This window comes from Yersinia massiliensis (assembly GCF_003048255.1).
GTDB lineage: Bacteria > Pseudomonadota > Gammaproteobacteria > Enterobacterales > Enterobacteriaceae > Yersinia > Yersinia massiliensis_A.
The window spans coordinates 2799501-2821493 of record NZ_CP028487.1; the positions used below are offsets into that span (position 1 = coordinate 2799501).

Below are 21993 nucleotides of genomic sequence, written 5' to 3' on the forward strand. Positions count from 1 at the left end.
TGTGTCTGTAATACATTCACGATAATTGCTCGACCGACAGGAAAATAGGGAAATTCTATGATGTCAGGAAAATACTCCGCGGAAACCCAACACGCCGCAAAGAAACGTTGGTTAGATTCTCATGATGCTGGCTACCACAAAAGTATGGGGCGGCGTCACATACAGATGATAGCTATTGGAGGATCTATTGGTACTGGGCTCTTTTTGGGTACAGGTGCCCGTCTTCAAATGGCGGGCCCAGCACTCGCAATTGTCTATCTCATATGTGGCATTTTCTCGTTTTTTATTCTCAGAGCTCTCGGTGAACTCATCCTACACCGCCCTTCAAGTGGCAGTTTTGTTTCATACGCTAGAGAGTTTTTAGGCGAAAAAGCGTCTTATGTTGCTGGTTGGATGTATTTCCTCAACTGGGCCATGACAGGGATTGTTGATATTACTGCCGTTGCACTTTATATGCATTATTGGGGGTCATTCTCCGATGTTCCTCAGTGGTTATTTGCTCTCGGTGCGCTATCTATTGTCGCGACCATGAATATGATTGGTGTGAAATGGTTTGCTGAAATGGAATTCTGGTTTGCCTTAATCAAGGTCGCCGCTATTGCAATATTTCTAGCCGTCGGAGTGATATTCCTTGGCACAGGCCAGAGTGTTGCAGGACATCCGACAGGTATGCATCTTATAACCGATAATGGTGGGTTCTTCCCTCATGGGTTATTACCTGCATTGATACTAGTTCAAGGTGTCATCTTCGCTTTCGCCGGTATTGAATTAATTGGTACAGCGGCAGGCGAATGCAAAGATCCGGAAAAAATGCTACCTAAGGCCATTAATAGCGTTATTTGGCGCATCGGCCTGTTTTACGTTGGTTCCGTCGTGCTATTAGTTTGTTTGCTACCCTGGAATGCTTATCAGGCAGGCCAAAGCCCCTTTGTGACATTCTTCAGCAATTTAGGTGTCCCATACATTGGTAGTATTATGAATATTGTAGTGCTATCAGCCGCACTTTCCAGCCTGAACTCCGGGCTTTACTCCACGGGCCGCATTCTACGCTCACTGTCTATGGGGGGATCTGCCCCTAAATTCATGTCCAAAATGAGCCAACAGTCTGTTCCTTATGCTGGGATATTGGTCACCGTAGGTATTTATGTCTTTGGTGTACTACTGAACTATCTTGTTCCATCACAAGTATTTGAAATTGTCCTTAATATTGCCTCTTTAGGTATTATCAGCACTTGGGCATTTATTATTGTTTGCCAGATGAAATTACGACAAGCAATCAAACAAGGAACGGCCAAACCCGTCTCCTTTAAAATGCCCGGCGCCCCCGTAACATCCTGGCTGACACTTCTCTTTTTATTAGGTGTATTAGTGATGATGGCTTTTGACTACCCGAATGGAACTTGGACTATCGCCACAGTTCCAGTGGTCGCTATATTGCTCACTGCAGGTTGGTTCAGCTTACGCAAACGCGCTAGCGAAGTTGCTGCGGCCCCCGTTGATGCAACATCGCAAGATGCTTCCTTCAAAGAATCTGGGGCACAGAAAATAGTGCCTAAAGAACTATATAAGCAAGAGTCAGCAGGTTAATACGTTAATCGCTCAATTCAGCCATTGGGTTGCTACACACCTACTGGCTGAATTGAATTTTATGCATCATCTGCTCAATCAAGTTTGCTCAAAAGAAAATCACGTAACACCATGGCATGGTTTTGCTCTGTATCTCTACTGCCGTAGAGCAAAGTGATTGGGTGCTGTTTTAGCACCTCCAGTAAAGGTTGCCATGCATTTGAGTTATTAAGTTGAGTCTGATAGCGCACCACAAATTCAGGCCAATTCAAACATTGATGGAACCATTTCCGCAGTTCATTTTCAGGAGCCACCTCTTTTAGCCATACAACACCGTCCAAACGGGTTTTACTGATGCCTCGTGGCCAAAGGCGGTCAACCATAAAAGTATTCGCTTTGTAAGGTGGGTGCACATCATAAATGCGTTGTAACATAATCCTATTTGCGCTCACAGCCATCTCCCTTCACTTTTTTAGTTCATTTATGCATATTATCAGCTCACTGTAATGTGGTTAATACTTAACCATCAGAATTAAAATATTCGCCACAAAACTGCTGAAATAAGTTTGGGATGCCTAACGCCAGAGTGAATGATAGTGATTTCTTCATCAATACTGACATGTTATATTCGCTTCAACTGAATCATTGGTGAACATAAATGACGACTGTACCGATTAATACCACCAGACAGATGAAACAAAAAAACGTTATGCTGGTAATGAGTACGTTAAAATCACTGATATCAGCGACCAAAAGCGATATTGCGAGCCACACCGGCCTCAGTTTAGCAACGTGCGGCACAATTTTGAATGAACTGTGCGCTAAACATGAGATTATCGAAGAGTCTCTTGATGAATCACGTGGTGGTCGGCCCGCGAAACGTTACAAATATAACTCTAACTACTTTAGTGTATTAAGTATTTATGTTGAAGGGACCGATGGCTCAGGTGTTATATCCTCACGTCTGATTTCTGCTGACAATAAGACCATTGAAGAATGCGACGAAGATTATTGTGACTTCACCCATGAAATGCTGTTAAGTCACATTCAAAGAGTTATTGATAAAAATAATAATATCAAAGCGATAGGTTTGGGGTTACCAGGGGTTATTGTTGAGGGAAATGTACTTTCCTGCGATATTACTCACCTAGAAGGATTGGCTATTACGGATATGTTAAGTGTCAAATTTGGTATATTTGTCCAAGTCGGCAATGACATAAATTATGCGGCATATGGTTTTTACCGGAATAATTGCAGCAATATTGAAGCTCCTATTGCTTATATTTATATGCCAGAAAGGCATTGCGCTGGATGTGGCATTGTTATTTCTGGACAGATGCTAAGAGGCGCAAGCCAATTTGCTGGTGAAGTCTCAAAATTACCCTTTTATGATGATTTGACCGAAAGCATAAATATCACCATCTCAAACTCACTCGTCTTAGAGAGGCTCATCCATATCACCTCATCATTAATTGCAGTGATAAACCCTGCCACCATTGCCATATCTGGCGAGCAAGTCACTCAACATTCTAGTGAAGTTATCTCTAGTGAATTATTAAAAAGGTTTGATAAACAGCACATACCTCATTTTGTTTATCGGAATAATATCAAAACTGATTATCATAATGGTATTTCTGAATACACCCTCGATGCTTTCAATAACTTCCGTATTTTTGATATTTAAGATCTTAACAACTTCTGCATGTCCCACTTATTTCAGAGACAACCAACACCTCTTAGCAGTAAAAAACACTGCCACTGAGCAGTGACTATCCCTGCCCTTCAGTGACACATTTTATTGCACTTCACTCACCAAGAATGTTCTTGACACGATAGGCTCAAACAATATATTTTATTACTTACTAAAAGTCTTTTATTAACTAATTGTACCTTGATTGCTCATTCTCATAAGATAACAATCATCCCGAGTAAGGTCATAACTAAATGTCTACCTCTACCCTCTATTACCCTTTGAATTCTCAGGCTAAACGTGTCGCCACTAGAGCGATTTTCTTCGTTGCTGGCTTTGCAATGGGCCTTTGGGCATCTCTAGTACCTTACGCGCAAAAAAGGCTTAATTTCGATGCGGGCTCATTGGGCATGTTGTTACTCTGCTTAGGTACCGGCTCATTGCTTGCGATGCTTTTTTCAGGAAAGCTGATCGGCCGTTTTGGCTGTAAAAAGATAATGCTCTTGGGTATCGCACTAACCTGCTTTTTTTTACCCACATTGGCCTTTATTGACCAATTTCCCTTAATGGCACTTTGCCTGTTCTTTTTTGGTGCTGGCATTGGTTTGGTTGATGTTGCCGTCAATGTTCAAGGATCTATGGTTGAACAATCCTCTGATAAGCCCCTTATGTCAGGTTTTCACTGCTTATTTAGTGTCGGGTCAATTGCTGGTGCGGGAGGTGGCGCAATACTCTTTACCATTGGCTTAATGCCCTTAACCGTGACATTTATATCTATCGCAGTGATCGTGATTATCACCTCTGTTGTATTGAACGATTTAATTCCTTTTGGCGATCATAAAGAGCCAAGTGAGACTGTTACAACAAAACCGCGGCCTAATTTTAGGCTCTACTTTATGGCTCTGATGTGCATGATATGTTTCATGGCAGAAGGTGCTGTATTGGATTGGGGGGGCGTATTCCTGACCAATGATCGTGGTCTTGATGTCGCCCATGCTGGTTGGGGGTTTGCAATATTCGGTGGCGCCATGTCGGTAATGCGTTTTACGGGCGATAAAGTTGTCAGTCTGTTAGGCCGCAAACATGTTCTGATTATCAGCAGTATTTTTGCCATGGTGGGTTATGCCATTGCCGTTATTTTTCCTGACTGGCGGTTCACCCTGCTTGGCTTTGCGCTGGTTGGCGTTGGGGCCGCAAATATTGTCCCAGTACTCATAACACTAGCAAGTCAGGAGAAAGTCATGCCCGTCAATATGTCTGTTGCGATGGTCGCTACGATGGGCTATTTCGGTGTGTTAGGTGGCCCTGCACTGATCGGTTTTATTGCCCATTTAACGGATCTTTATATTGCATTTTCAATCGTCTCGCTGACATTCCTAATCATCGCGATCGGGGCTTTTAAGTTGAAATACACCCATGACTAATCGTGATTCTATCGAGATAAAGCTCGTGGAATTTTAACCTTACTATTTTAATAAATTTAAAGTGCAACTGAGTAGGTAAATTTACCGGCTAGCAGAAGTATGCTAGCTTTTTTTTAGAAAAATTATGCCAAGATATCTTCTATTAGTTTTATTTAGTGAAAGAGGAGAACGAAATGAGCATCAAAATTATTGCTGTCGACATGGATGGAACCTTCCTCAACGATCAGATGAGTTTTGATCGGAAGAGATTCAGTGCGCAATATTCACAATTAAAAGAACGTGGCATAAAATTTGTTGTCGCCAGCGGTAATCAATATTATCAGTTAATTTCTTTTTTTCCTGACATTGCACATGAAATCGCTTTTGTTGCTGAGAATGGTGCCTATGTCAGCAATCAGAATACTGAAGTTTTTTGTGGCGAGATCACTCGTGATGATTGCGATAAAGTGTTAAAAATACTGCTTCCAATCCCCTATCTGGATGTGATTCTTTGCGGTAAAGAAGGGGCATATATGCTCACTTCATCGGATAAAAGCTTCTACACCATGATGAATCAATACTATCATCGTCTCGAAATCATTGATGATTTTAAGCAAGTTACCGAACCTGCTTTTAAATTCGCCATAAGCTTACCTGATGAGAAATTACAGGATTTCATGGTGTTCATTGAACATGAATTAGCCGGTATTGTGACGCCTGTATCCAGCGGGCATGGCTCTGTTGACTTGATAATACCAGGGGTTCACAAAGCTAATGGGATCAAGTTACTGCAGAATATTTGGGGAGTGAAAGACGAAGAAGTCGTCACTTTTGGTGATGGCGGTAATGATGTTGAAATGTTGCAATACGCCGGTTTTAGCCATGCCATGGCAAATGCTCCCGATAGAATTAAGAAATTAGCAAAATATCAGGCTGGATCAAATAATGACGCAGGAGTACTCAATGTTATTGATAAAGTCTTAAGAAATGAGCCGCCTTTTGTATAGAGATAGTATTAGATGGCGGGAATCATTCCCGCCTATTTTTTTAAGGCTTAAAATCAGATATCACATCGTGATCAATAGTATTCTGTTTTATATATTGCCGTATAGACTTCGATGACTTTACCATCCGGTGCCATGCTTTCTATTTTACAGGATGTCGGGTTTCCATATGAATCAGTCGCACAATCTCTTTTTGTAGCAAGTAGCAACTTTTCATCTTCGTAAATTTTAGTTTTATAATTAAATAGTTTTTTATCGCTATCACTGACCTCAGCCACTATTTTAAACGTCTTACCGTTATCATAACTCATGTCGACAATAGGGAATCCATTGTCGCTATACTCGTAATGTTTTTTAATCACATCAGAGTCAGCCATTTTGACGTCTGTGACAAACCCCTTCTCATTAGTGATGACACTAACGTTCCCACTTACAGTTTGCAGAATGTTGCATTTATCATTTAAGACAAGTTGTTTTTCTTTAGTTTTACTATCAACTAGGTAATGTCCTTCTTTCACATAATCTAAATCGACTTCCTGCGTTGGTGTTCTCAGTTGAAGGACGGTAAAACAACCATCCTGATTAATCTCGGCGTGCGCCTCAGAATAGACATCCCCCTTTGCATCTAGCATTTTTTGAGTCACCGATTTTACTGGACCTTGTATTGGATCAAACCCAAATATGTTCGAATAACTCGCAACGTTTGCTGTGAAGATGAGTGGCTCGTGCCCCCTATCGCAGGCAGTTAAAGCAAAAGCCAGCAAAAAAACACTTAAAATCCGTCCCATCAATTACTATTCCTATAATAATCAGTAGCCACACTGTAGCAGGAGTGGCATAAAAACCATGAGACGAACACCTAAAACCTTAAAAATATTCACTACCCATCCCTCAAATGCAAAAGGCCCACTAAAGTGAGCCTTAAAATACGGTAGTGTTTGTTCTTAGATGCCAAAGGCAAAGTTTAGTGTTACTGACCCATCGAGTTCAGTATCTTCCGTAATAGGACCATTCATTATGGAAGTCGGTGCTAACATAGGGCTAACGATAATATCTGCACTGAAGACTTTACCCGCTGACTGAGTATTATCCGCGGATGCCCAACCCGTCGATTGACCATTCTTATACAGCGTTGCTGCTGTGACAGCGGTAAAGGTTCCTGTTGAAGCACTAAATAATTTTGATGAAATCCCATCGACTAAAGCATTTTGTAAAACAAGCGTATAACTGCCTATTTTTCCAGTGCCATTCACCATACCTAAGCCATAAGTACTTGTGCTTGGTGGATACATAGAGTCATCGCGGTTATCTATCGGTTTTATATTCAAATAGGTTGTTGCATCACATGTGACGACCCAGTTTTTAGTCATTGGGGTTAAATTCGCAACACCAGTACTGGACACTTGAGTTGAACTAATTTTACCGAAATTATAAATACCATTATCAGGTGCACTGACATCGCATGTAGGGACTTTAAGTGTGCCTTTTACTTTCAATTCAGCAACAGGTGGGACGGCATATGCCGTAGCAATGCTGAAAAGCAAAGAAGATAATACAGTTAATTTAATTAGCTGCTGTTTCATTCATATATCCATATGTGGTTCTAAACCACACAAAATCAATAATGGCCAGATACGACGAAAAACACAGTCATGATGCTATGCACCAAGGACTCTGTATTATTTTATGAGTGTATTATGACCATTCAGTTGATTTTTAATATCAGAGACCGAGCCTATTCGTGTAGGAATTTTCTTGTAATGAGTGATGCTAATCCTGCGATTGCTGAAGCTTATGATTCTGTAGTTCAAAAGTTATATCAGCACTTGCTAGATGCCTATATTAATCATCCTGATGATTTACAGTCAGCGGAGCAACCCTTTACTAATGGGTTATCAATCTCACGACAGGTTAAGGACAGAGCAATACAACTCGCCCAACAGTAAACAGCCAGCATATCTCAGCACGGCTACCAGACACTCCAATTTTTGGCGTTTACTCGACTTATGAATCTGATGCTACCGGCTTCTATGATTTAACCGTTGGCTTATCTGTTGATAAGCCAAACAGCGAGTTAGGCGGGCTTTAAAAATCACGGAAGCCGAAGCCTCCGTGAGATATTGCACTCAATATGCAATTACATATGCTGAATAATGGCGTCGCCAAACTCACTGCATTTCAACAGTTTAGCGCCGTCCATCAGACGTTCGAAATCGTAAGTCACTGTCTTGGCCTGAATCGCGCCTTCGGTGCCTTTGATAATTAAATCAGCCGCTTCGAACCAGCCCATATGACGCAACAGTAGATAGACCAAAAGCCAGTAACCACATGATTAGTAAATGGTTACTGGCTTTTTTATTCATAAAAACCGTCAAAAAATGATGCTTGCAACCCCTTGATTATCAAGCAAAGAAAAATAGTTTTGCAGAAGGGCTTTTCAACCGAAAAAGAATTCATTACTGTATATACAAACAGTAATAAAAATTGAGAGGCATCATGGCTAGAAATCCAAAAGACGAAATTAGCGGAATGCGGGAACTGACTTCTTTTAATACCGAGCATAGCGCCTTTGGTAAGTTCATAATCATGCGCTCATCTTTCACAGACACCCTGACTGGGTTTAGGCACATTGAGCCAGAGGTTTACCCAGACCAACAAGTCATGATTCGTTTAGATGCCGCCAAGAAGCTTATCCGCGAACTACAGAGGCGCGTGGATTACATCGAATCGGGTATTGAGGACATTAACACCAAAACCCGCTATCACAGTTGAAGGGGGATTTATGCTACGTATCGAAGTGACCGTTGATAAAACCAAGAAATTACCCGCTGGCGCTCTATCAGCACTGGCCATCGAGTTTAATGATCGCGTAAAGCGTCGCTATCCAGAGGCTGAGGCTACAATAAGATTGGCAGGTATGGACGGGTTAACTGTATTCGGTGGGTCGCCTGACGACAAAGAAGTGATTCAGGAGATTTTGCAGGAAACGTGGGAAAGCGCGGATGATTGGTTTCAGGCTTGAATTACTCCTATCTGGCCGGTGACACACATCGGCCATTGCTCCCTCCTGATAAATCCCCAGTATTTGTGTTACAACTTATTCGATCTATGATGCTTAAAGAAAATTAAGGTTTGGTGTCCAGAATATTTAATTGTTCACCTGACCCAAGCTAGCCCATAGACAGCTTAAGGGGGCGCAATGAAAGAATATTTAGTTCCTGCAATCTTAGTTTTGGCTACTGTTTTAGTTATTTCTGCACTAATAGCTATCACTATAGCCTTGCTGGGTAATGGGATAAAAGTTGGTGATATGACCTACTACCTCAGCTAGTACACTGCATTTGGGTTTTGCGTAAGCTAACCGACTGGAGAATATATGAAATTAAACAGCACCGTGGTTGTTATTGTCCTCATAGTTGCTGCTTTTGTGGCTGGGTACATAGTCTCAGAGACGTTTGCTAGGTAAGTTAACCCACTGCTAGCCTGTAGAGGGGTGGGAGAACAAATACAGCGAATCTGGCAAAGACCGGAGCGCGTTAAACTTTTCCAGGGACTTACTGAGAAATATATATGGCTGAAAGTGATTCTTTACTGGATAAGTTATTTACGCTTATTGACGGATTCGATGATGGAGCCGATGTAATCCTATACAATGGTCCCATTGATAGAAATGGCTACCTGAAGATAACAAAGGCGAGCCGAAAAGCAAGTCCTGCAAGAAATGCAACGTTGATCCTCGCGACGTACGGCGGAGATCCGGATGCGGCATATCGCATAGCTAGAGCCTTACGTCACAACTATCATGAACTAACCATTATAATTCCTAGAGAGTGTAAAAGTGCCGGAACATTATTGGCAATTGGAGGTTCTAAGCTTGTAATGTGTGATATGGGTGAGCTAGGTCCATTAGACGTTCAATTACGAAAACATGATGAGATGTTCGAAAGTAGCTCTGCTTTAGACTATTATCAAGCATTATCAGGATTACAAAGTTTTACTAAAAATGCATTCAAAGACTACCTTCTTGATATAAAATCAAGTTGTGGAATAACTGCTAAAACAGCAGCGGATTTTTCTTCGACATTGACAACCGGCCTTTTTAGTCCGATATTTCAGCAACTTGACCCAATTAAACTTGGAGAAGTCCAGAGGGCAGTACAGATTGCCGAGAAGTACGGCGAAAGACTAAATGCATATGACAAGCCGATGACCGAAGACTCACTATCCAAATTGATTGCTGGCTATCCATCACATGGATTCGTTATAGATCGGAAAGAAGCAAAAACACTATTTAATAATGTCAGTTCTCCTGACGATACAGAGCTTAAGATAGCTGCATTTTTCAATGAAAGATTCCCACCACGCTCATATAGTAACGTAGTGTTTAATATTAGCCAGATGAAGGAGTTAAGACAACTCGCTTCAGATGAATTATCCGGGCAAAAGGATGAAGATAATGCTAAAAAAGATGATGAGAAACCAGAAAGACAAGCCTCAAGGAAAAGAAAAAGAAACCCAGCTACGCCTCGAGGAGGTAATGCAGGTAGAGCGCAAGAAAGCAGACAACTTGATGCAGACATTAATTCAGAGCAATAAAAGCAAAGCGATGGACTACCTCTCATTCTGATAAGCTTAACCCGGCCACGCTGCCGGGTTTTTTGTGCCTGTAATCTTGCTATGTTGCAAAAGTGTTACCATAATCAAATTGCAACACCAGAGATTGCCTTGCTCAACATTGCTTCTTTAGCCCACATAGCCTCACGTGGGCTTTTTTGTGCCTAGAATAGACCGGGCCATTAAGCCCGGTTTGTATTTTATAAATCTGATAAATCTCAACGATCGTTTTAAACGATCAATCTTTCATTATTGATCTGCCGAACCAATTTGAAAGCCTCAGACGAATCCCCTTATCCTTGTTGCACCCTTAAGTCATGGTCATACCGTAAGGATAAACTCGTCGTGATGAAGTGGAAATTAATGAAGGGAGCTGAAGATGATTTTATCCGCGCCCCCCAATGGGCCAAACGTTTAATCAATAGCGATGGCAGAATTTTGTGGTGGGACGGGATGAGAAAATTCAAACCAATAGATGGTAGTGAATTCATACTCTCCGATCGATTTGAAGATGACTATCGGTTAATTGCAGAACGAAGGTTAGTACCTAGAGTTTAATTTCCGGGCCAAATAAGCCCAGTTTTATTTTACAACCAACTCAATGGGCATCCCTGCCCTATCAAATCCTACCCCCTATCATTCTCTATACATGGACACCAACACCATCGCGGGGTTTAATCCACATTCGTGCCGCGCCTGATTTTAGCTGTCCTGCTGTGTGACTGAAGGGATCACAACTTCGTCTGGAAATTCCTGCTCAAACACGCCATCCTCGTAGCCGAGTCCTATATTAGGGAATTCGCCCTCCTTTACCTTTACGGCAATGACGCCTTCAGGAGGACTCCACCCAGTACCATCATTTTCATTAAACTCAACGCCGTCCCAAAGAGCAACGTTGATTACAATGCCGTTTTCAACCAATGCGTATTTACTCATTCTAATCACCATTCAATTACAAGATAGCCGTCCAAACCCGATGCGCCAGCTCCGCCAGGTGCGCTGACAGTAGACCTGTATGCGCCGCCAGCACCACCCCCGCCAGCACCATAACCATACCCGACGGCAGCACCAATGTTATTGTTTGTCGACCCTCGCGCTGCGGGCCCAGCCTGACCAAAAGGCCCGCTTGCACCTTGACCGCCCTGCCCACCAGTAGCCGAGGTTGCTGTGAATGAAGTAGTATTCTGAGCGGGGCCACCAGCTGGATAACCTGCACCACCCGCCGGGCCACCATAGTCGCTTGGGAATCCGGTGCCGCCACCACCTATAAGGCCTGGAGATCCACCAGCTAGATTCAGCAATGACCCTCCAGTTCCGAGCTGAGTATTACCTCCCGCTGTGGCGTTATTTGTTGCTGGCGATGCCCCCGAGCCACCAGTACCGATCGTTACTGGGATAACTTGGCCAGGAGTGACAGTGATTGGAACGGACATGGCTGGCTGTCCAGCGCCACCACCAGAACCACCCGTTACGAAAGAGCTGCTGTTAGTGGCGAGTGAAGAACCTCCACCGCCTCCTGCAGCGCAGCCACTCACAAAAATCTGAGTAACACCGGCAGGAACAGTAAAGCTTCCGTTTGATGTAAAACGGGAAAATCCGTGGGGAGATACACCAAGGTTTGTGCGGGCAGCTGCGACTGCGACTGGCCCTGCTGCTGCGATCTCTGAAAGGTTACTTGCAATCTTTAGAGTGGCATCATTTACTGTTTTAACCGCTTTCGGCGTGGCTGCTAATAGTTCACTGGTGCTACCAGTCGAACTACTTAACTGAACAATACCTTTTTGGGTTAATGAGGCATCTTTAAGATCTGGGATTCCCTCACTAACGAGCTTTTGTATCGATAATAGAACTTGATCAAAAGCATCACTATCAGCTTCAATTTCGGCTGCTGCTAAAATACTCATTAATTCGCGTTGAATGGTATTAAACCACTCTGCCGGTAGTATTGTCGGTGGTACGCCACCAGCAACATTACCATCAGTAAACTCGCCATTATTGTCGGCGCGCGTATTAGGGATATCGCCAATTTTTTGCATAAGAAACCCTCGCCAGTTAAGGCGCATAAAAATAAATAGAGAGTGATTAACTAGCTAATGTAGCCAAATTTAAGAATGGTATGGGATGGATTTAACACTGTTAACCGACATTCAAGTTGTTTGTTTCCCCACGAACGCAGTGGATCACTGCAATAAGTCAAACCGCATTGGGCATAATTAATCGTGGTTTTCGGCGAGGTGATCAGCCATGTAAACGGCCACTTTTCACCGTTTATGGCGTCACCGCAAACCGACATCCCGGCACATGCCTGTCGATATTGGGTGATTGAGATGGTGTAACCCAGCGCCCCGGCAACATGGGTAAAGTAAGCCACCGACTGGCCACCAATGCCGAACAGTTTGGAGACGACGGCCCGCTGGCGCTGGATAATGCTGTCTATCTCACCTATCGCGCATAAATCCGGCAACCCAAGCGTCGCTTCCCACTCGGGTAGCATGGCGGTCGCTGTTGAAGGAAAAGCGGCATCAAGCAGATCACGGGCATCCTCATCACTGCGCTGGTAAGACCTTGCCAGTGCTCGTAACGTGCTGGTTTGAACCCCATCTGATATTTTGGGCCAAACTAAGCCCCTCGGCATCAGCGATTGAATTGCGGCGGTATATTCATTAACAGAATATCGACTCATAGGTAGGTCACCGTGCCCCGGAGAGGTAATTGTCCGGTTTCAAGCTGGATGTTAGTCGTTGGGGAGTCGAGAATAAAACCACTGGTGCCTGTCACATCACCGATGGCCAGCAGCAGTGACGACAGTAGAATTTTACCGCCCGGTTCGCCCTCAGTAAAAAACACCTCGTCAATGGCCGTGTTTATTGCTGTGGTGGTTTCGCTATCTGCTGTAGAAATACCACTAATCACAAAATTCACCGGTGCCGCCACCGGCGCACAAACATAGATGATGGCAATAATGGGCTGTAAGGGGTAAATGTGGTCGGCTACCCGCCCCTGATCACCGGTCGCTTTTACCGCGCCCCACTCTTCAAGCTGAGATACGCCGTCAGTCCCGACCGGAAAGCCGCCTGAATCATTGCCATCACACATGATATAAATACCGACCGTGCCCACCCCCTGCAAGCGGCGCTTCACCCAACAACGAGTCACCCCCGGCACAGCCAAAGCCCAGCCGCGATAATCGGTATCGTTGCCGCCTTGAGGGGTATTTTGATAAGCCAGCAGCATACGAGAACGAAAAGCATCTTCTGATTCAATATCAGCGCCGCCAGATATCTTAACTGTGGCGGTGGCCACCGACAGAACACCATCGATGGCCACATCCAATGTCAGGGATGTCCCTGCATCGGCATTCCCGGCAATACCACCGCCCGTGTTGTCATCCAATACGCTTGGCAGAACCGCCGTAATTGAGCCAGTGCCTGTGCCGCCAGTGCCCAGCGTGACCTCGTGATCGAGGCGATATTGATAACCATCGGCCCGATTTAACAGGCTCCCAGCGGCAATCACACGGCCTGTAGTGCCACTAAATTCGACGGTAGGACAGGTGGCGGGGTTGGCTGGCTTGCGAAACACATCTTTCAATGCGGCCCATGCGGCAAGATATTCGTCGGTGGCATTATAAGGCGTGGATTGCAGTGCGATATAATCCAGATAGCCATAATGTAAATGCGCCATTCCGGCATCAGCATCACTGATCACACCGATATTGGAGAAGCGTAATAAGTTACCGCCTGTCTTGAGCTCTGATTGAATATAAGACAGGTTGCGCTGGCGCAGTTCGCTTAATGTGGGGCGATTAAATGGCATGTATTAGGTCTCCCATACCCATGAAAATTTAACAGACGCCTGTGTTTGCGCAGGTTGTTGATAGCTGACGATGAGATTCAATCGGTTGGGGTACATTATCTGGGCATTGGTGCTGATTGCCGTCACCACACCATCATCAAGCAACCAAACCAAGGCTTCATTGGCATAGTCTTCAGCCTTTAGCGCTACCTTGGTAGTAAGTTTTTTGCGGCGCAGCAACCACAGACGGGAGCCAATCGGGTACTCTGATCCCGTATCGCCCCACCACCCCCGGCGATCATCGCCCTCGATAGCATCATCAGCACGGGCCAGTCGGTCAGTGAACAGACTAATCAAAATGGCGGTCTCTAAATCATTGCCATCCAGTAGCCCACCGCCGCCGGTCTGCCAGTCGCCCAGCAATTTGTCCGGCTCCCAGATTGTTTTGATATCGGTTGTCATTCAACCACCTTCCCCGTCACTTCACTGGTTAATGTCGAGCTGCCACCCTGAACATTTTTAAGTTGGTGATTGTGGGTGTTATAGGCTTCGCGCAAGGTTTTCAGTGTGGTGCCATTGCTGCCAGCGTTATCAATAATATCGCCGCTGACCTCCAGTAAAGGCGTATTTAGCCGCACTTTTTCCGAAGCATTAATCGTCACCTCCGTAGCATTATTAATCGTGACCGGCTGGCCATTGGCTTCAATAATAATCCCTGTTTCAGTTAACTTAACGTATTGCCCCCATTGCGAATAAATAACCGTTTCACCCGTATTGAGTCCGGTATGACGAAAAGACTGATGATTTGAGCCAATAATGACTGCGCTTGACCTATCCCCACCTAAAAAACCAATAACCACATCAGTATTGGCGGGAAGTCCTGATGAAAAACCGAACTCAGCCAGCCTCGGGGTATCACTACGAACTTCTAAAGGGGTTTGATATTGGACGGTCTGAACGGTGCCACCATCATTGCTGCCCGTCACTCGCCCCACCCCGATCATCATTTTTATTTGCCGGTATAACTTGGAGAGTTGCCCTGAGTCGCTCATTACTGGTTTAACTCCATAAGATTTGAATAAAACTGATAAGGTTGGACGGTAAAGGCTTCGGGGGGCATCAGGACCATTTGCGCGGCGGTGCCGTGATCGTCTTTGAGGTAGGTCACCTCCGATAGCAGCCAGAGTTCATCCTTTAAACCAAAAACAGGTAAATCAATGGGGATCAGCGTGTTAGGTTCCCACAGTTTTCCGTCTTTATCCCGCCAGCTATCGACCGTCACCAACAGCTCTTTAGAGCGGCCATAACGGCGGTTCATTTCCCAGTCGATGCACTGCTGGGCCAGTTTTAGCGCTTTCATCGTGCTTTCAACAATGATAATACGGTTGCGATAACGCATTTTGGCCGCTTCAGGATCGCGACTGCGGGCTAACGTCACCGCGCCATATCCGGCGTCCTGTACCTGCTCCTGAAGTTGGCTCACCGACATCGATACACCAATGTAGTCAGAAAAGCGCTGATCCATACCGGAGTTATACGCGGCGTCTTCGATATTGATGCCCTGCGCGACACCGCTGGCCGCTTTGCGCGTCCCCACCCGAGTCAGATAGAGGTTCCCATCGGGCAAGTCGTAATAGAGCAGCGCCGCCCAGCGGGTGATCCGGTCAATGATTTCCTGCGAGGATTCACCCCAGTTCAATGTAAATTGGGGGACAATATCCAAGTCGGTCACATCTGTCGTTACCGTAATGCCGTAGGGCTGCGCCAATCGTTGGGCGATCTGTAGCGCTGTTGATTGGCTGATCACATTGTTTGGCCACTCTGCGGAGCAATCAACCAAGTCTTGGCACTTGCTCCGCCCTGTCGCCCTCACTTCGCGGCGGTTACGGCTGATCATCGGTGCCCAGCGGTCGATATACCCGGTGAGCACCACATCATCACCCAAATTAACCACGCAGGGGTCGCCGGGATTGACCCACTGCTGGTTATCACTCCCCGGATAAAGGTCCATCAATGACAGGCTGAAATCGCTGGGCAACCGCTCTATGCTGCGAGTGACACGGATATTATCCCAGCCCGTGATCAGCTTATTGCCAATACGCAGCGTCAAATCATCACTCATGAATTCAGCGCCTTAAATCGAAGGGGCATAAATGCCGGATGAACAGGCACCGCCATTTTCACCAGTGCATCACCCCGGCTGGCATCCTGATAGAGCCGATTGGCCAGATTAAGCGCGGGCAGTGAGCGGTTAAAATTGACTATCTCAACGCGAGACAGGTTAGCGCCCGTCTGCTGTAACAGCGTGACGATAGACTCACGTAACGTCATTAATGATTGATACACCTCATCATTGCCTGTATCAGCCGCTGAAAGCGCGGCACCGTCTACCACATCACAGACCCGCGTCAATATATCGACCGCATCGTCATAGCTTTCCGGTTGATATTGCGACGCGGCAAACACCATCGCGCCCGCACACAACACAATAATGAGCTGATAACTGGCGGCGGCGGTATTGCTGTCGCCGGGATTGGGTCGAAAGGTGTCGTCATTGATTGCCGTTAACTCTTGCATCATGCGGATTAAATCAAGGGTACTGGCTCCGCTGGCCAAGATGGCATTCACGACAGCCAGAACAGCGTTGGCATGTACTGCTACCGTTGCGGCCTCTGTCAAGGCATCGGTAGCAGCAGCGAGTGATGCACGCCCCTCGACTGAAACAGCCATTCGTTGATCCACCAGCGCGGACAGGTCCGTTGTGTCGCTCTGCGTGATGACAGATGCAGTGGCCCCTGACACGCTCCCCCCAACCGCACCGTGATTAAAACGGCCATAACGATCGCGCCCAAGGGTTGAGCGGAGAACATTCCCGAGATTTGTCGCCTCACTGGTGGTTGAATTCACCATGTTGACCCAGAATGCGGCGGTACTTTTCAGCGTTCTGATGGTTTTAGTCACTGAACGGATCTCGCCTTTGACCGTGGCAATAAAGGTGGCGACGGACTTGGAGGCCAGACCAAACCATGACGACTGAATCGACGAAACCGCATCAGCGGAGCTGGTAACAGAAAACACCCGTAAACCAGACTCAATGATGGTCAACGTAAATTCAAAAACCCGCCCTGACTCCGCCCCTTCATTCAGGCGAAGACCGCTTTCGGGAATACTGACCGTCATTTCGCCCAGAGTTGGATGTACTAATGTCCCTGCATCGGGCATTTCACAGGCGGCAATCAATGAATCGCGCTGGGTCATAACATCGGGCGCGTTATAAAGGCCGCTACTCTGAATGAGAAAACCACGGATAGTCAGGCGACGAGTGGCGCGGCCCAGATCCTCAATCCATGCGGTATCTCGATAAGGGTATTCATGAATGGCCTGCCGACGACCGAAAACACCTTCCGCACTGATAACCGCAAAGGGAACCCCACGAAATGATGCAGGGTGTAGATGCTCGGACCACTGCCAACTATCACCGCCCGTACCTAATAAATCAGAAAGTGCATTACCTATCAGAGACATTTATTCCCCCTTAAAGTAAAAACCCCGCCAGAAGCGAGGTTGGTAACGACGTTGCATTAGCTTGGGTAACTCATTGATGTTGATATTTTAGCGCCTACTGGGGAAGTAATGGTTCTGCGGGCACCTGTTTTATCATCAATCAGCGTTAGCTCTATTTCAGACTTGCCGCCAACACCTTGAGTTATGTCATCAATGTCCCTAACGCTATTATTCGGATTTGTTAAAATAGATGGTGGCTGATTTCCTGTGATGCTTTCTCCGGTTTCGTTTATCGATACTGGAGGTGATACGTTGATATCAGAAGGAGTACTAGCCGCTAACCCGCCGGACTGAGGATGAATGGCAGGTAAACCCGGCATAATCTTCTGGAGATAGTTACGCGTTTCAGCAGGCGCTTGCTCTAGCCCATATTTTTTAACGTTATTCTGTCCCCAGTTATAAGAAGCAACGGCCTTATTGACATCCCCATCAAACATTTTAAGCAAGTCAGAAAGATACTTGGCTGCTGCTTCGCTGGATTTATTGAAGTCCATTCGGTCATCCATCGAGTTTAAGCCATAATCTCTACCTGTTGGCGGCATAAACTGAAATGGACCCTGCGCCCCTGCGGGTGATAGTAGATTTTTACCTCGATTAGATTCAGTCAGGTAGACCCGATCAAGGATTGTAGGTGGAAGGTTATACTGCGACTCTAACTGTTTTAGCCTTATTTGCTGCTGATCCTCGCTGGGAAACCTGTATGGGGTATTGGCGGGAGTTATTGCCTTTTCTGCATCAAGTCGCTTCTGTTCTTGCTCATCTTTAGGCCCATAATATTGTTCATATTTTTTCCGATAACCCTCAGTCATTATTCCGTAATCTGACCCAACCTTATCCCACTCGCTCAGATTTTTATAAAACTCGGGGTCGTTATAACCACGACGTAATTGATCAGCCTCTTTCCCTCGGTTTAACCCTAAAAAATGCGCAACTGAAATACTGTCTATACCATTAGTGACGACATCAGTGACGCCTTCTATCCCGTCTTTAACTGAACCATCAGACAGGATCGCACTATAAAACTTATTCTGTCCGCGCTGTTTTAGCCCATCCCATGCGGCGCTCACCTCCGCTATTGTGCGGTCTAATTCGGTGAGTTGCTGATTGAGGGCAGGGTCTACGGTTAAATTGAATTTATCCGCTTTAGCCAGTAACTCTTTGTATCTGACGCCCTCACGCATTAATGCCAACATAGGCGCATCAAACCCTAAGGCATCAGCCACTGTTTTCTGTGTTTGCGGCGATAGTTTAGGGAATATTTTTGCAACATTTTCCAAGGTCTTATACACATCTGCCGTGCCATCCTTGAGCCGCTCAATGATAATCCCGTTTTGAGCCAATAATGCCTGCGTCGTATCATTTCTCGCCCACAAAGGGTCATTGAACGTTTTATATAAGTCTTCTACAGATTGACGGGCGGAGTCGCTATCTACTCCCAAAATCTGCATCGCGCCGCTAACACGGCTAAAATTATCAACTGACATACCGGCATTTTTAGCCGCGACATCAAGTGAGTACGCCGAATCAGCAGCAGCGCTTAACCCCTGAGCGGCTTTGATGCCAAGATAGCCAACAGCGCCAAGCGCACCAAAGCTGAGCGCCTTACCGCCTATCTCACCGACCATTTTAAGGGGCGGTACCAGATCGCCGATAAACTGCACACCGTCACGCGCAAACTGCCCCATTCCTTTGAGGCGAGTATTCAGATCATCAATGCCTTCCGTTGATTCCTGCCCGCCCAGCTTAAGTCCCTCGCGCGTTTTATCCAGATCGGGAAGGAGGTTTTTTACAGCCTCTTCGATGCGCTGAATGGAGGCCGATGCCTGATCTGACGCAGTCAGTTCAAAATCAAATGCATTACCCATCTTTACCCGCCTTAACCTTGTTAATTCTGACCGCTTGCTGATACCACCACTGCAATCGGCTATAGGTCAGGGACCAAGCATCAGTTGGCCCCCACCTATAGTAATAAGTCACATCTGCTAGCTCATTACCCCACTCTCCGGCTGGGGGGAGTAGGCTAAAAAACTCATCATGTAGACCTCACAGGATTTATAGTCGGTAAAGGCCATCTTTTTGATGGCTTCACGCGGCACATTCGACACCAGCGAAATAAGTAGCCCCATCGCACTCAGTGCGCCCGATTTAGCCTGCTCGTCATAAAACTGCTGAACCTGTAATAATACCGGCTCACTGAGTTCGATAAACTCATAGGTGGTTTTAGTCGCATCATGAGAAATAGGCTTAACAAGCGTGATTGTTTTAGTGCGTTCCAGTTCAGACATCTTAGTTCTCCGTCACCGATACAGAGCCACCTTCCCAGCGAATATCAGCCGTTGCCTCAGTGCTATCCACTTCCTGAGTATTGACCGACCACATACCACTGCCGATAATCGTTTTGCCATTGGCCAGCTCACAGACAATATTGACATTAGTCTGATCGTTAAAATCACTGATCGACGTGCCGCCACTGTCGCGGATTTGGCAGGAAATAAACGGAGCACTAAAGGTTTCTTTATAACCATGTACCCCATCCATCCCTGTGAGCGTTTCACGCTTGAATTTGGAAGGGCTGTACTTGAACTGCCCCGCCACCATGATAGTCATGCCGTCAACCGTGACATACGCTGTCCCGGCGAGGCGATTGGAGGTATCACCCATGATAATGCGTCCTTATGCAGATGCCTGTAGGCGGAATTGGTTGAGAACGGCAAAGATGCGTAACTGATTGATCAGAACACCCGTCCACAGCACATCAACGCGGTTCGGGTTGCTGGCGCTCTTTTCGACAATCAATCCCTTGGCAAAACCTTTGGCATCTTGCACGTAACCGTTAAATTCCAACGTCTGGTACTGCGCGATCAACTCGGCGCGGATCACGTTCGGGGTGATAATCGCCGAGCCGGGAGCAAAGCGGGTGCCATCAGCCGCCAGCTTCATACGGGCAAACTTCGATGTCACCTGAGTGCGCAGGAATCGGGTGACGAACATCAGCAGAAATAAGGTTTCAATCTGCAAATAGCTGTCATCTTCCGCCCCATATTTGTTCTTTTGGTAGGTGGTGATGATGTTTTCTACCTGTACCGTGCCATCGTCGGCAGTGGTGACCGTCGATATCCCGCTGTGCAGCAGGTTGTTACGCTCGGTCAGCGTAAATCGACTTGCCAGTGGCGGGGCCAGTACACCACTAATCGCTAATGTTTGTAACGGGCGTCCGGGGTCATTACGCAGACTTTGCGCAATCCCGCCAACATAAGCCGCTGACCAGACGTAGCTCGGTGTTGGCGAACCATTTACCCCCAACAGTGAAGCATGCTGATCATTACGCAATTCGCCTGCAGCTGTCAGTTGACCATAAGTGCCGGATTGAGCAGCGAAGCTGTGGCCATACAATTGCTGGCTGTAGCTCCATCGACCGGTGCTGTCTGACAGAAACTCTTTGATTTTATTCAACGATGCCGTATCGGTGTACGGGTTGATGATGAAATCAAAGGTTCGGTCCTGCAAATTAGCCAGCGCATCATCCAATTCAGGCGCACCCGCACCGCCAGCCATCGGTGTGAATATCAGTACCAGGCTATCTGGCGTGGTTTCACCGCCAGTGCTACCCAGATAATTCAGACGTAAATCAATCGTGTTACCGTGTGCACCTTTGTTTTTAGCCGTGAGCGTGATGACTGCTTCCACAGCGACAGCAGTGACAGGTAAGGCACTTGCTGCATTGATGGCGGCGGTTAATGCAGTGGCAATAGCCGCCACATCATCAGTCGCTACCACCGCGACTTGTACACGAATACCGGCGATATAAAGAGAGATAACCCCGGTTGCTGATGCCTGCGTGGTCACGGTGATCTTACCTGTTGCCGCCACCATCGATTCCGCATCACTCAACGGCAAAATGTAGATCTCACCAGCTGTGTCATTCGCTAAGTATGCAGCCATCTGACCATGCAACATTGAACCTGCACCGCATTGTCCCGCGACGGTGGCCACGGAGGAAACCAGTACGGGCATATCTGCCGGTAAAGTCCCCTCATCCAGCATCTGCCCCATAATCAGTGTTCGCTGCGTCGTTGTTGCCGTGTTCGCCTGAGAGTTATCAAATTCAGCGAAGAAAAGCGGCGTCCGAAGATTGCTCGGAATGTTAGTAAAAGGAATAGTCATTATTTGGTTTTCTCCGCTTTAGTGACTTCTGGCGCGGGTTTAGCCTCTTTAGGCTGTTCACGCACGACATCACCGTCGTTTAAACGACGACGCCAAAATGAGTTATCGGGAACCTCAGCGCCGGATTCAGGCAAAAAGGTGCCCTTAACCGGGTCGCGTACAGTGCGACCGGCTACGGGTTTAACAATCATGG

At 46.3% G+C, this 21993-nt stretch carries 26 protein-coding genes and 1 pseudogene; 10 read left to right on the top strand and 17 right to left on the bottom strand.

What is annotated here, in order from left to right; translation table 11 throughout:
- The first annotated feature begins 57 nt into the window (after window positions 1–57).
- On the top strand, window positions 58–1587 hold the full coding sequence (gene ansP / locus DA391_RS12990; RefSeq protein ID WP_057643909.1) for an L-asparagine permease: 1530 nt from the start codon (window positions 58–60) through the stop codon (window positions 1585–1587).
- Between the two features lie 74 nt (window positions 1588–1661).
- On the opposite strand, the gene DA391_RS12995 is transcribed toward ansP, so the two are convergent.
- Window positions 1662–2024 (bottom strand): DUF488 domain-containing protein, encoded by a 363-nt coding sequence (locus tag DA391_RS12995; protein ID WP_072084726.1) that lies wholly within the window; start codon window positions 2022–2024, stop codon window positions 1662–1664.
- Between the two features lie 200 nt (window positions 2025–2224).
- Here DA391_RS12995 and DA391_RS13000 point away from each other — a divergent pair, with 200 nt between their 5' ends.
- The 3 genes from DA391_RS13000 to DA391_RS13010 all read left to right on the top strand — a co-directional run bounded on the left by DA391_RS13000 (window position 2225) and on the right by DA391_RS13010 (window position 5666).
- The gene (locus DA391_RS13000; RefSeq protein WP_050873395.1) at window positions 2225–3250 is read left to right on the top strand and encodes an ROK family protein; all 1026 of its coding nucleotides are present in this window, start codon (window positions 2225–2227) and stop codon (window positions 3248–3250) included.
- A gap of 260 nt (window positions 3251–3510) precedes the next feature.
- Complete coding sequence (locus DA391_RS13005; RefSeq protein WP_057643906.1) at window positions 3511–4680, top strand: MFS transporter; 1170 nt, start codon at window positions 3511–3513, stop codon at window positions 4678–4680.
- Window positions 4681–4853: 173 nt separating this feature from the next.
- The gene (locus DA391_RS13010; protein ID WP_108087790.1) at window positions 4854–5666 is read left to right on the top strand and encodes a Cof-type HAD-IIB family hydrolase; all 813 of its coding nucleotides are present in this window, start codon (window positions 4854–4856) and stop codon (window positions 5664–5666) included.
- A 71-nt stretch (window positions 5667–5737) separates the two neighbouring features.
- Here DA391_RS13010 and DA391_RS13015 read toward each other — a convergent pair whose 3' ends face one another.
- Window positions 5738–6451, bottom strand: coding sequence for a YnfC family lipoprotein (locus tag DA391_RS13015; RefSeq protein ID WP_050081579.1), 714 nt, complete (start codon window positions 6449–6451; stop codon window positions 5738–5740).
- A gap of 156 nt (window positions 6452–6607) precedes the next feature.
- Entirely contained in the window at window positions 6608–7246 is a 639-nt protein-coding gene (locus DA391_RS13020; RefSeq protein WP_108087791.1) for a DUF1120 domain-containing protein, read from the bottom strand.
- 177 nt (window positions 7247–7423) lie between these two features.
- On the opposite strand from DA391_RS13020, the gene DA391_RS13025 reads away from it, so the two are divergent.
- Window positions 7424–7609: a hypothetical protein gene (locus tag DA391_RS13025; protein ID WP_057650672.1), complete on the top strand. Its 186-nt coding sequence runs from the start codon at window positions 7424–7426 to the stop codon at window positions 7607–7609.
- A 191-nt stretch (window positions 7610–7800) separates the two neighbouring features.
- Here DA391_RS13025 and DA391_RS13030 read toward each other — a convergent pair.
- Window positions 7801–7968 (bottom strand): annotated as a pseudogene (locus DA391_RS13030) (NADP-dependent isocitrate dehydrogenase); the annotation flags it as partial.
- 191 nt (window positions 7969–8159) lie between these two features.
- Between DA391_RS13030 and DA391_RS13035 the strand changes: the two are divergent.
- From DA391_RS13035 to DA391_RS13050, 5 genes are all read left to right on the top strand, one after another.
- On the top strand, window positions 8160–8435 hold the full coding sequence (locus DA391_RS13035) for a hypothetical protein (RefSeq protein ID WP_240624729.1): 276 nt from the start codon (window positions 8160–8162) through the stop codon (window positions 8433–8435).
- Between the two features lie 10 nt (window positions 8436–8445).
- Window positions 8446–8685, top strand: coding sequence for a DinI-like family protein (locus DA391_RS13040; RefSeq protein WP_019210716.1), 240 nt, complete (start codon window positions 8446–8448; stop codon window positions 8683–8685).
- A gap of 177 nt (window positions 8686–8862) precedes the next feature.
- Window positions 8863–8994 (top strand): hypothetical protein, encoded by a 132-nt coding sequence (locus DA391_RS24600; RefSeq protein WP_260655005.1) that lies wholly within the window; start codon window positions 8863–8865, stop codon window positions 8992–8994.
- Window positions 8995–9233: 239 nt separating this feature from the next.
- A complete protein-coding gene (locus tag DA391_RS13045) occupies window positions 9234–10259 on the top strand; it encodes an SDH family Clp fold serine proteinase (protein WP_108087792.1) in 1026 nt (341 codons plus the stop codon).
- 363 nt (window positions 10260–10622) lie between these two features.
- Complete coding sequence (locus DA391_RS13050; RefSeq protein ID WP_159074569.1) at window positions 10623–10835, top strand: hypothetical protein; 213 nt, start codon at window positions 10623–10625, stop codon at window positions 10833–10835.
- A 144-nt stretch (window positions 10836–10979) separates the two neighbouring features.
- Here the strand turns inward: DA391_RS13050 and DA391_RS13055 are convergent, their stop codons facing one another.
- From DA391_RS13055 to DA391_RS13115, 13 genes are all read right to left on the bottom strand, one after another.
- Window positions 10980–11213, bottom strand: a complete 234-nt coding sequence (locus DA391_RS13055; RefSeq protein ID WP_108087794.1) for a hypothetical protein — start codon at window positions 11211–11213, stop codon at window positions 10980–10982.
- 5 nt (window positions 11214–11218) lie between these two features.
- Window positions 11219–12313: a phage tail protein gene (locus DA391_RS24495; RefSeq protein ID WP_240624730.1), complete on the bottom strand. Its 1095-nt coding sequence runs from the start codon at window positions 12311–12313 to the stop codon at window positions 11219–11221.
- A 50-nt stretch (window positions 12314–12363) separates the two neighbouring features.
- Window positions 12364–12960 carry a YmfQ family protein gene (locus DA391_RS13065; protein WP_108087795.1) on the bottom strand — a complete coding sequence of 199 codons (597 nt, stop codon included), beginning with the start codon at window positions 12958–12960 and terminating at the stop codon, window positions 12364–12366.
- Window positions 12957–14093 carry a baseplate J/gp47 family protein gene (locus tag DA391_RS13070; RefSeq protein ID WP_108087796.1) on the bottom strand — a complete coding sequence of 379 codons (1137 nt, stop codon included), beginning with the start codon at window positions 14091–14093 and terminating at the stop codon, window positions 12957–12959. Before DA391_RS13070 ends, DA391_RS13065 begins: the two co-directional genes overlap by 4 nt.
- A gap of 3 nt (window positions 14094–14096) precedes the next feature.
- On the bottom strand, window positions 14097–14534 hold the full coding sequence (locus DA391_RS13075) for a phage GP46 family protein (RefSeq protein WP_108087797.1): 438 nt from the start codon (window positions 14532–14534) through the stop codon (window positions 14097–14099).
- Window positions 14531–15124 (bottom strand): phage baseplate assembly protein domain-containing protein, encoded by a 594-nt coding sequence (locus DA391_RS13080; protein ID WP_050097023.1) that lies wholly within the window; start codon window positions 15122–15124, stop codon window positions 14531–14533. Before DA391_RS13080 ends, DA391_RS13075 begins: the two co-directional genes overlap by 4 nt.
- Window positions 15124–16194 carry a phage baseplate assembly protein gene (locus tag DA391_RS13085; protein WP_050097022.1) on the bottom strand — a complete coding sequence of 357 codons (1071 nt, stop codon included), beginning with the start codon at window positions 16192–16194 and terminating at the stop codon, window positions 15124–15126. Before DA391_RS13085 ends, DA391_RS13080 begins: the two co-directional genes overlap by 1 nt.
- Entirely contained in the window at window positions 16191–17597 is a 1407-nt protein-coding gene (locus DA391_RS13090; protein ID WP_108087798.1) for a DNA circularization protein, read from the bottom strand. The genes DA391_RS13085 and DA391_RS13090 overlap by 4 nt, the downstream gene beginning before the upstream one ends.
- Window positions 17598–17653: 56 nt before the next feature.
- A complete protein-coding gene (locus DA391_RS13095) occupies window positions 17654–19501 on the bottom strand; it encodes a lytic transglycosylase domain-containing protein (RefSeq protein WP_108087799.1) in 1848 nt (615 codons plus the stop codon).
- Between the two features lie 117 nt (window positions 19502–19618).
- Complete coding sequence (locus DA391_RS13100; RefSeq protein WP_108087800.1) at window positions 19619–19921, bottom strand: phage tail assembly protein; 303 nt, start codon at window positions 19919–19921, stop codon at window positions 19619–19621.
- Between the two features lies 1 nt (window position 19922).
- Window positions 19923–20297, bottom strand: a complete 375-nt coding sequence (locus DA391_RS13105) for a phage tail tube protein (protein ID WP_108087801.1) — start codon at window positions 20295–20297, stop codon at window positions 19923–19925.
- Window positions 20298–20309: 12 nt separating this feature from the next.
- Window positions 20310–21800, bottom strand: a complete 1491-nt coding sequence (locus tag DA391_RS13110; protein ID WP_108087802.1) for a phage tail sheath subtilisin-like domain-containing protein — start codon at window positions 21798–21800, stop codon at window positions 20310–20312.
- Window positions 21800–21991 (bottom strand): DUF2635 domain-containing protein, encoded by a 192-nt coding sequence (locus tag DA391_RS13115; RefSeq protein ID WP_049678640.1) that lies wholly within the window; start codon window positions 21989–21991, stop codon window positions 21800–21802. Before DA391_RS13115 ends, DA391_RS13110 begins: the two co-directional genes overlap by 1 nt.
- Between the last annotated feature and the right edge of the window lie 2 nt (window positions 21992–21993).

Excerpts from the sequence above, each read along its gene's own strand:
- DA391_RS13010 (WP_108087790.1), top strand. The coding sequence starts at position 4,854 with ATGAGCATCAAAATTATTGCTGTCGACATGGATGGAACCTTCCTCAAC.
- DA391_RS13000 (WP_050873395.1), top strand. The coding sequence starts at position 2,225 with ATGACGACTGTACCGATTAATACCACCAGACAGATGAAACAAAAAAAC.
- DA391_RS13100 (WP_108087800.1), bottom strand. The coding sequence starts at position 19,921 with ATGTCTGAACTGGAACGCACTAAAACAATCACGCTTGTTAAGCCTATT.
- DA391_RS13080 (WP_050097023.1), bottom strand. The coding sequence starts at position 15,124 with ATGAGCGACTCAGGGCAACTCTCCAAGTTATACCGGCAAATAAAAATG.
- DA391_RS13020 (WP_108087791.1), bottom strand. The coding sequence starts at position 7,246 with ATGAAACAGCAGCTAATTAAATTAACTGTATTATCTTCTTTGCTTTTC.
- DA391_RS13105 (WP_108087801.1), bottom strand. The coding sequence starts at position 20,297 with ATGGGTGATACCTCCAATCGCCTCGCCGGGACAGCGTATGTCACGGTT.
- DA391_RS13110 (WP_108087802.1), bottom strand. The coding sequence starts at position 21,800 with ATGACTATTCCTTTTACTAACATTCCGAGCAATCTTCGGACGCCGCTT.
- DA391_RS24495 (WP_240624730.1), bottom strand. The coding sequence starts at position 12,313 with ATGCAAAAAATTGGCGATATCCCTAATACGCGCGCCGACAATAATGGC.
- DA391_RS13070 (WP_108087796.1), bottom strand. The coding sequence starts at position 14,093 with ATGCCATTTAATCGCCCCACATTAAGCGAACTGCGCCAGCGCAACCTG.
- DA391_RS24600 (WP_260655005.1), top strand. The coding sequence starts at position 8,863 with ATGAAAGAATATTTAGTTCCTGCAATCTTAGTTTTGGCTACTGTTTTA.
- DA391_RS13085 (WP_050097022.1), bottom strand. The coding sequence starts at position 16,194 with ATGAGTGATGATTTGACGCTGCGTATTGGCAATAAGCTGATCACGGGC.
- DA391_RS13045 (WP_108087792.1), top strand. The coding sequence starts at position 9,234 with ATGGCTGAAAGTGATTCTTTACTGGATAAGTTATTTACGCTTATTGAC.
- DA391_RS13095 (WP_108087799.1), bottom strand. The coding sequence starts at position 19,501 with ATGGGTAATGCATTTGATTTTGAACTGACTGCGTCAGATCAGGCATCG.
- DA391_RS13005 (WP_057643906.1), top strand. The coding sequence starts at position 3,511 with ATGTCTACCTCTACCCTCTATTACCCTTTGAATTCTCAGGCTAAACGT.
- DA391_RS12995 (WP_072084726.1), bottom strand. The coding sequence starts at position 2,024 with ATGGCTGTGAGCGCAAATAGGATTATGTTACAACGCATTTATGATGTG.
- DA391_RS13065 (WP_108087795.1), bottom strand. The coding sequence starts at position 12,960 with ATGAGTCGATATTCTGTTAATGAATATACCGCCGCAATTCAATCGCTG.
- DA391_RS13040 (WP_019210716.1), top strand. The coding sequence starts at position 8,446 with ATGCTACGTATCGAAGTGACCGTTGATAAAACCAAGAAATTACCCGCT.
- DA391_RS13025 (WP_057650672.1), top strand. The coding sequence starts at position 7,424 with ATGAGTGATGCTAATCCTGCGATTGCTGAAGCTTATGATTCTGTAGTT.
- DA391_RS13055 (WP_108087794.1), bottom strand. The coding sequence starts at position 11,213 with ATGAGTAAATACGCATTGGTTGAAAACGGCATTGTAATCAACGTTGCT.
- DA391_RS13090 (WP_108087798.1), bottom strand. The coding sequence starts at position 17,597 with ATGTCTCTGATAGGTAATGCACTTTCTGATTTATTAGGTACGGGCGGT.
- DA391_RS13115 (WP_049678640.1), bottom strand. The coding sequence starts at position 21,991 with ATGATTGTTAAACCCGTAGCCGGTCGCACTGTACGCGACCCGGTTAAG.
- DA391_RS13035 (WP_240624729.1), top strand. The coding sequence starts at position 8,160 with ATGGCTAGAAATCCAAAAGACGAAATTAGCGGAATGCGGGAACTGACT.
- ansP (WP_057643909.1), top strand. The coding sequence starts at position 58 with ATGATGTCAGGAAAATACTCCGCGGAAACCCAACACGCCGCAAAGAAA.
- DA391_RS13075 (WP_108087797.1), bottom strand. The coding sequence starts at position 14,534 with ATGACAACCGATATCAAAACAATCTGGGAGCCGGACAAATTGCTGGGC.
- DA391_RS13015 (WP_050081579.1), bottom strand. The coding sequence starts at position 6,451 with ATGGGACGGATTTTAAGTGTTTTTTTGCTGGCTTTTGCTTTAACTGCC.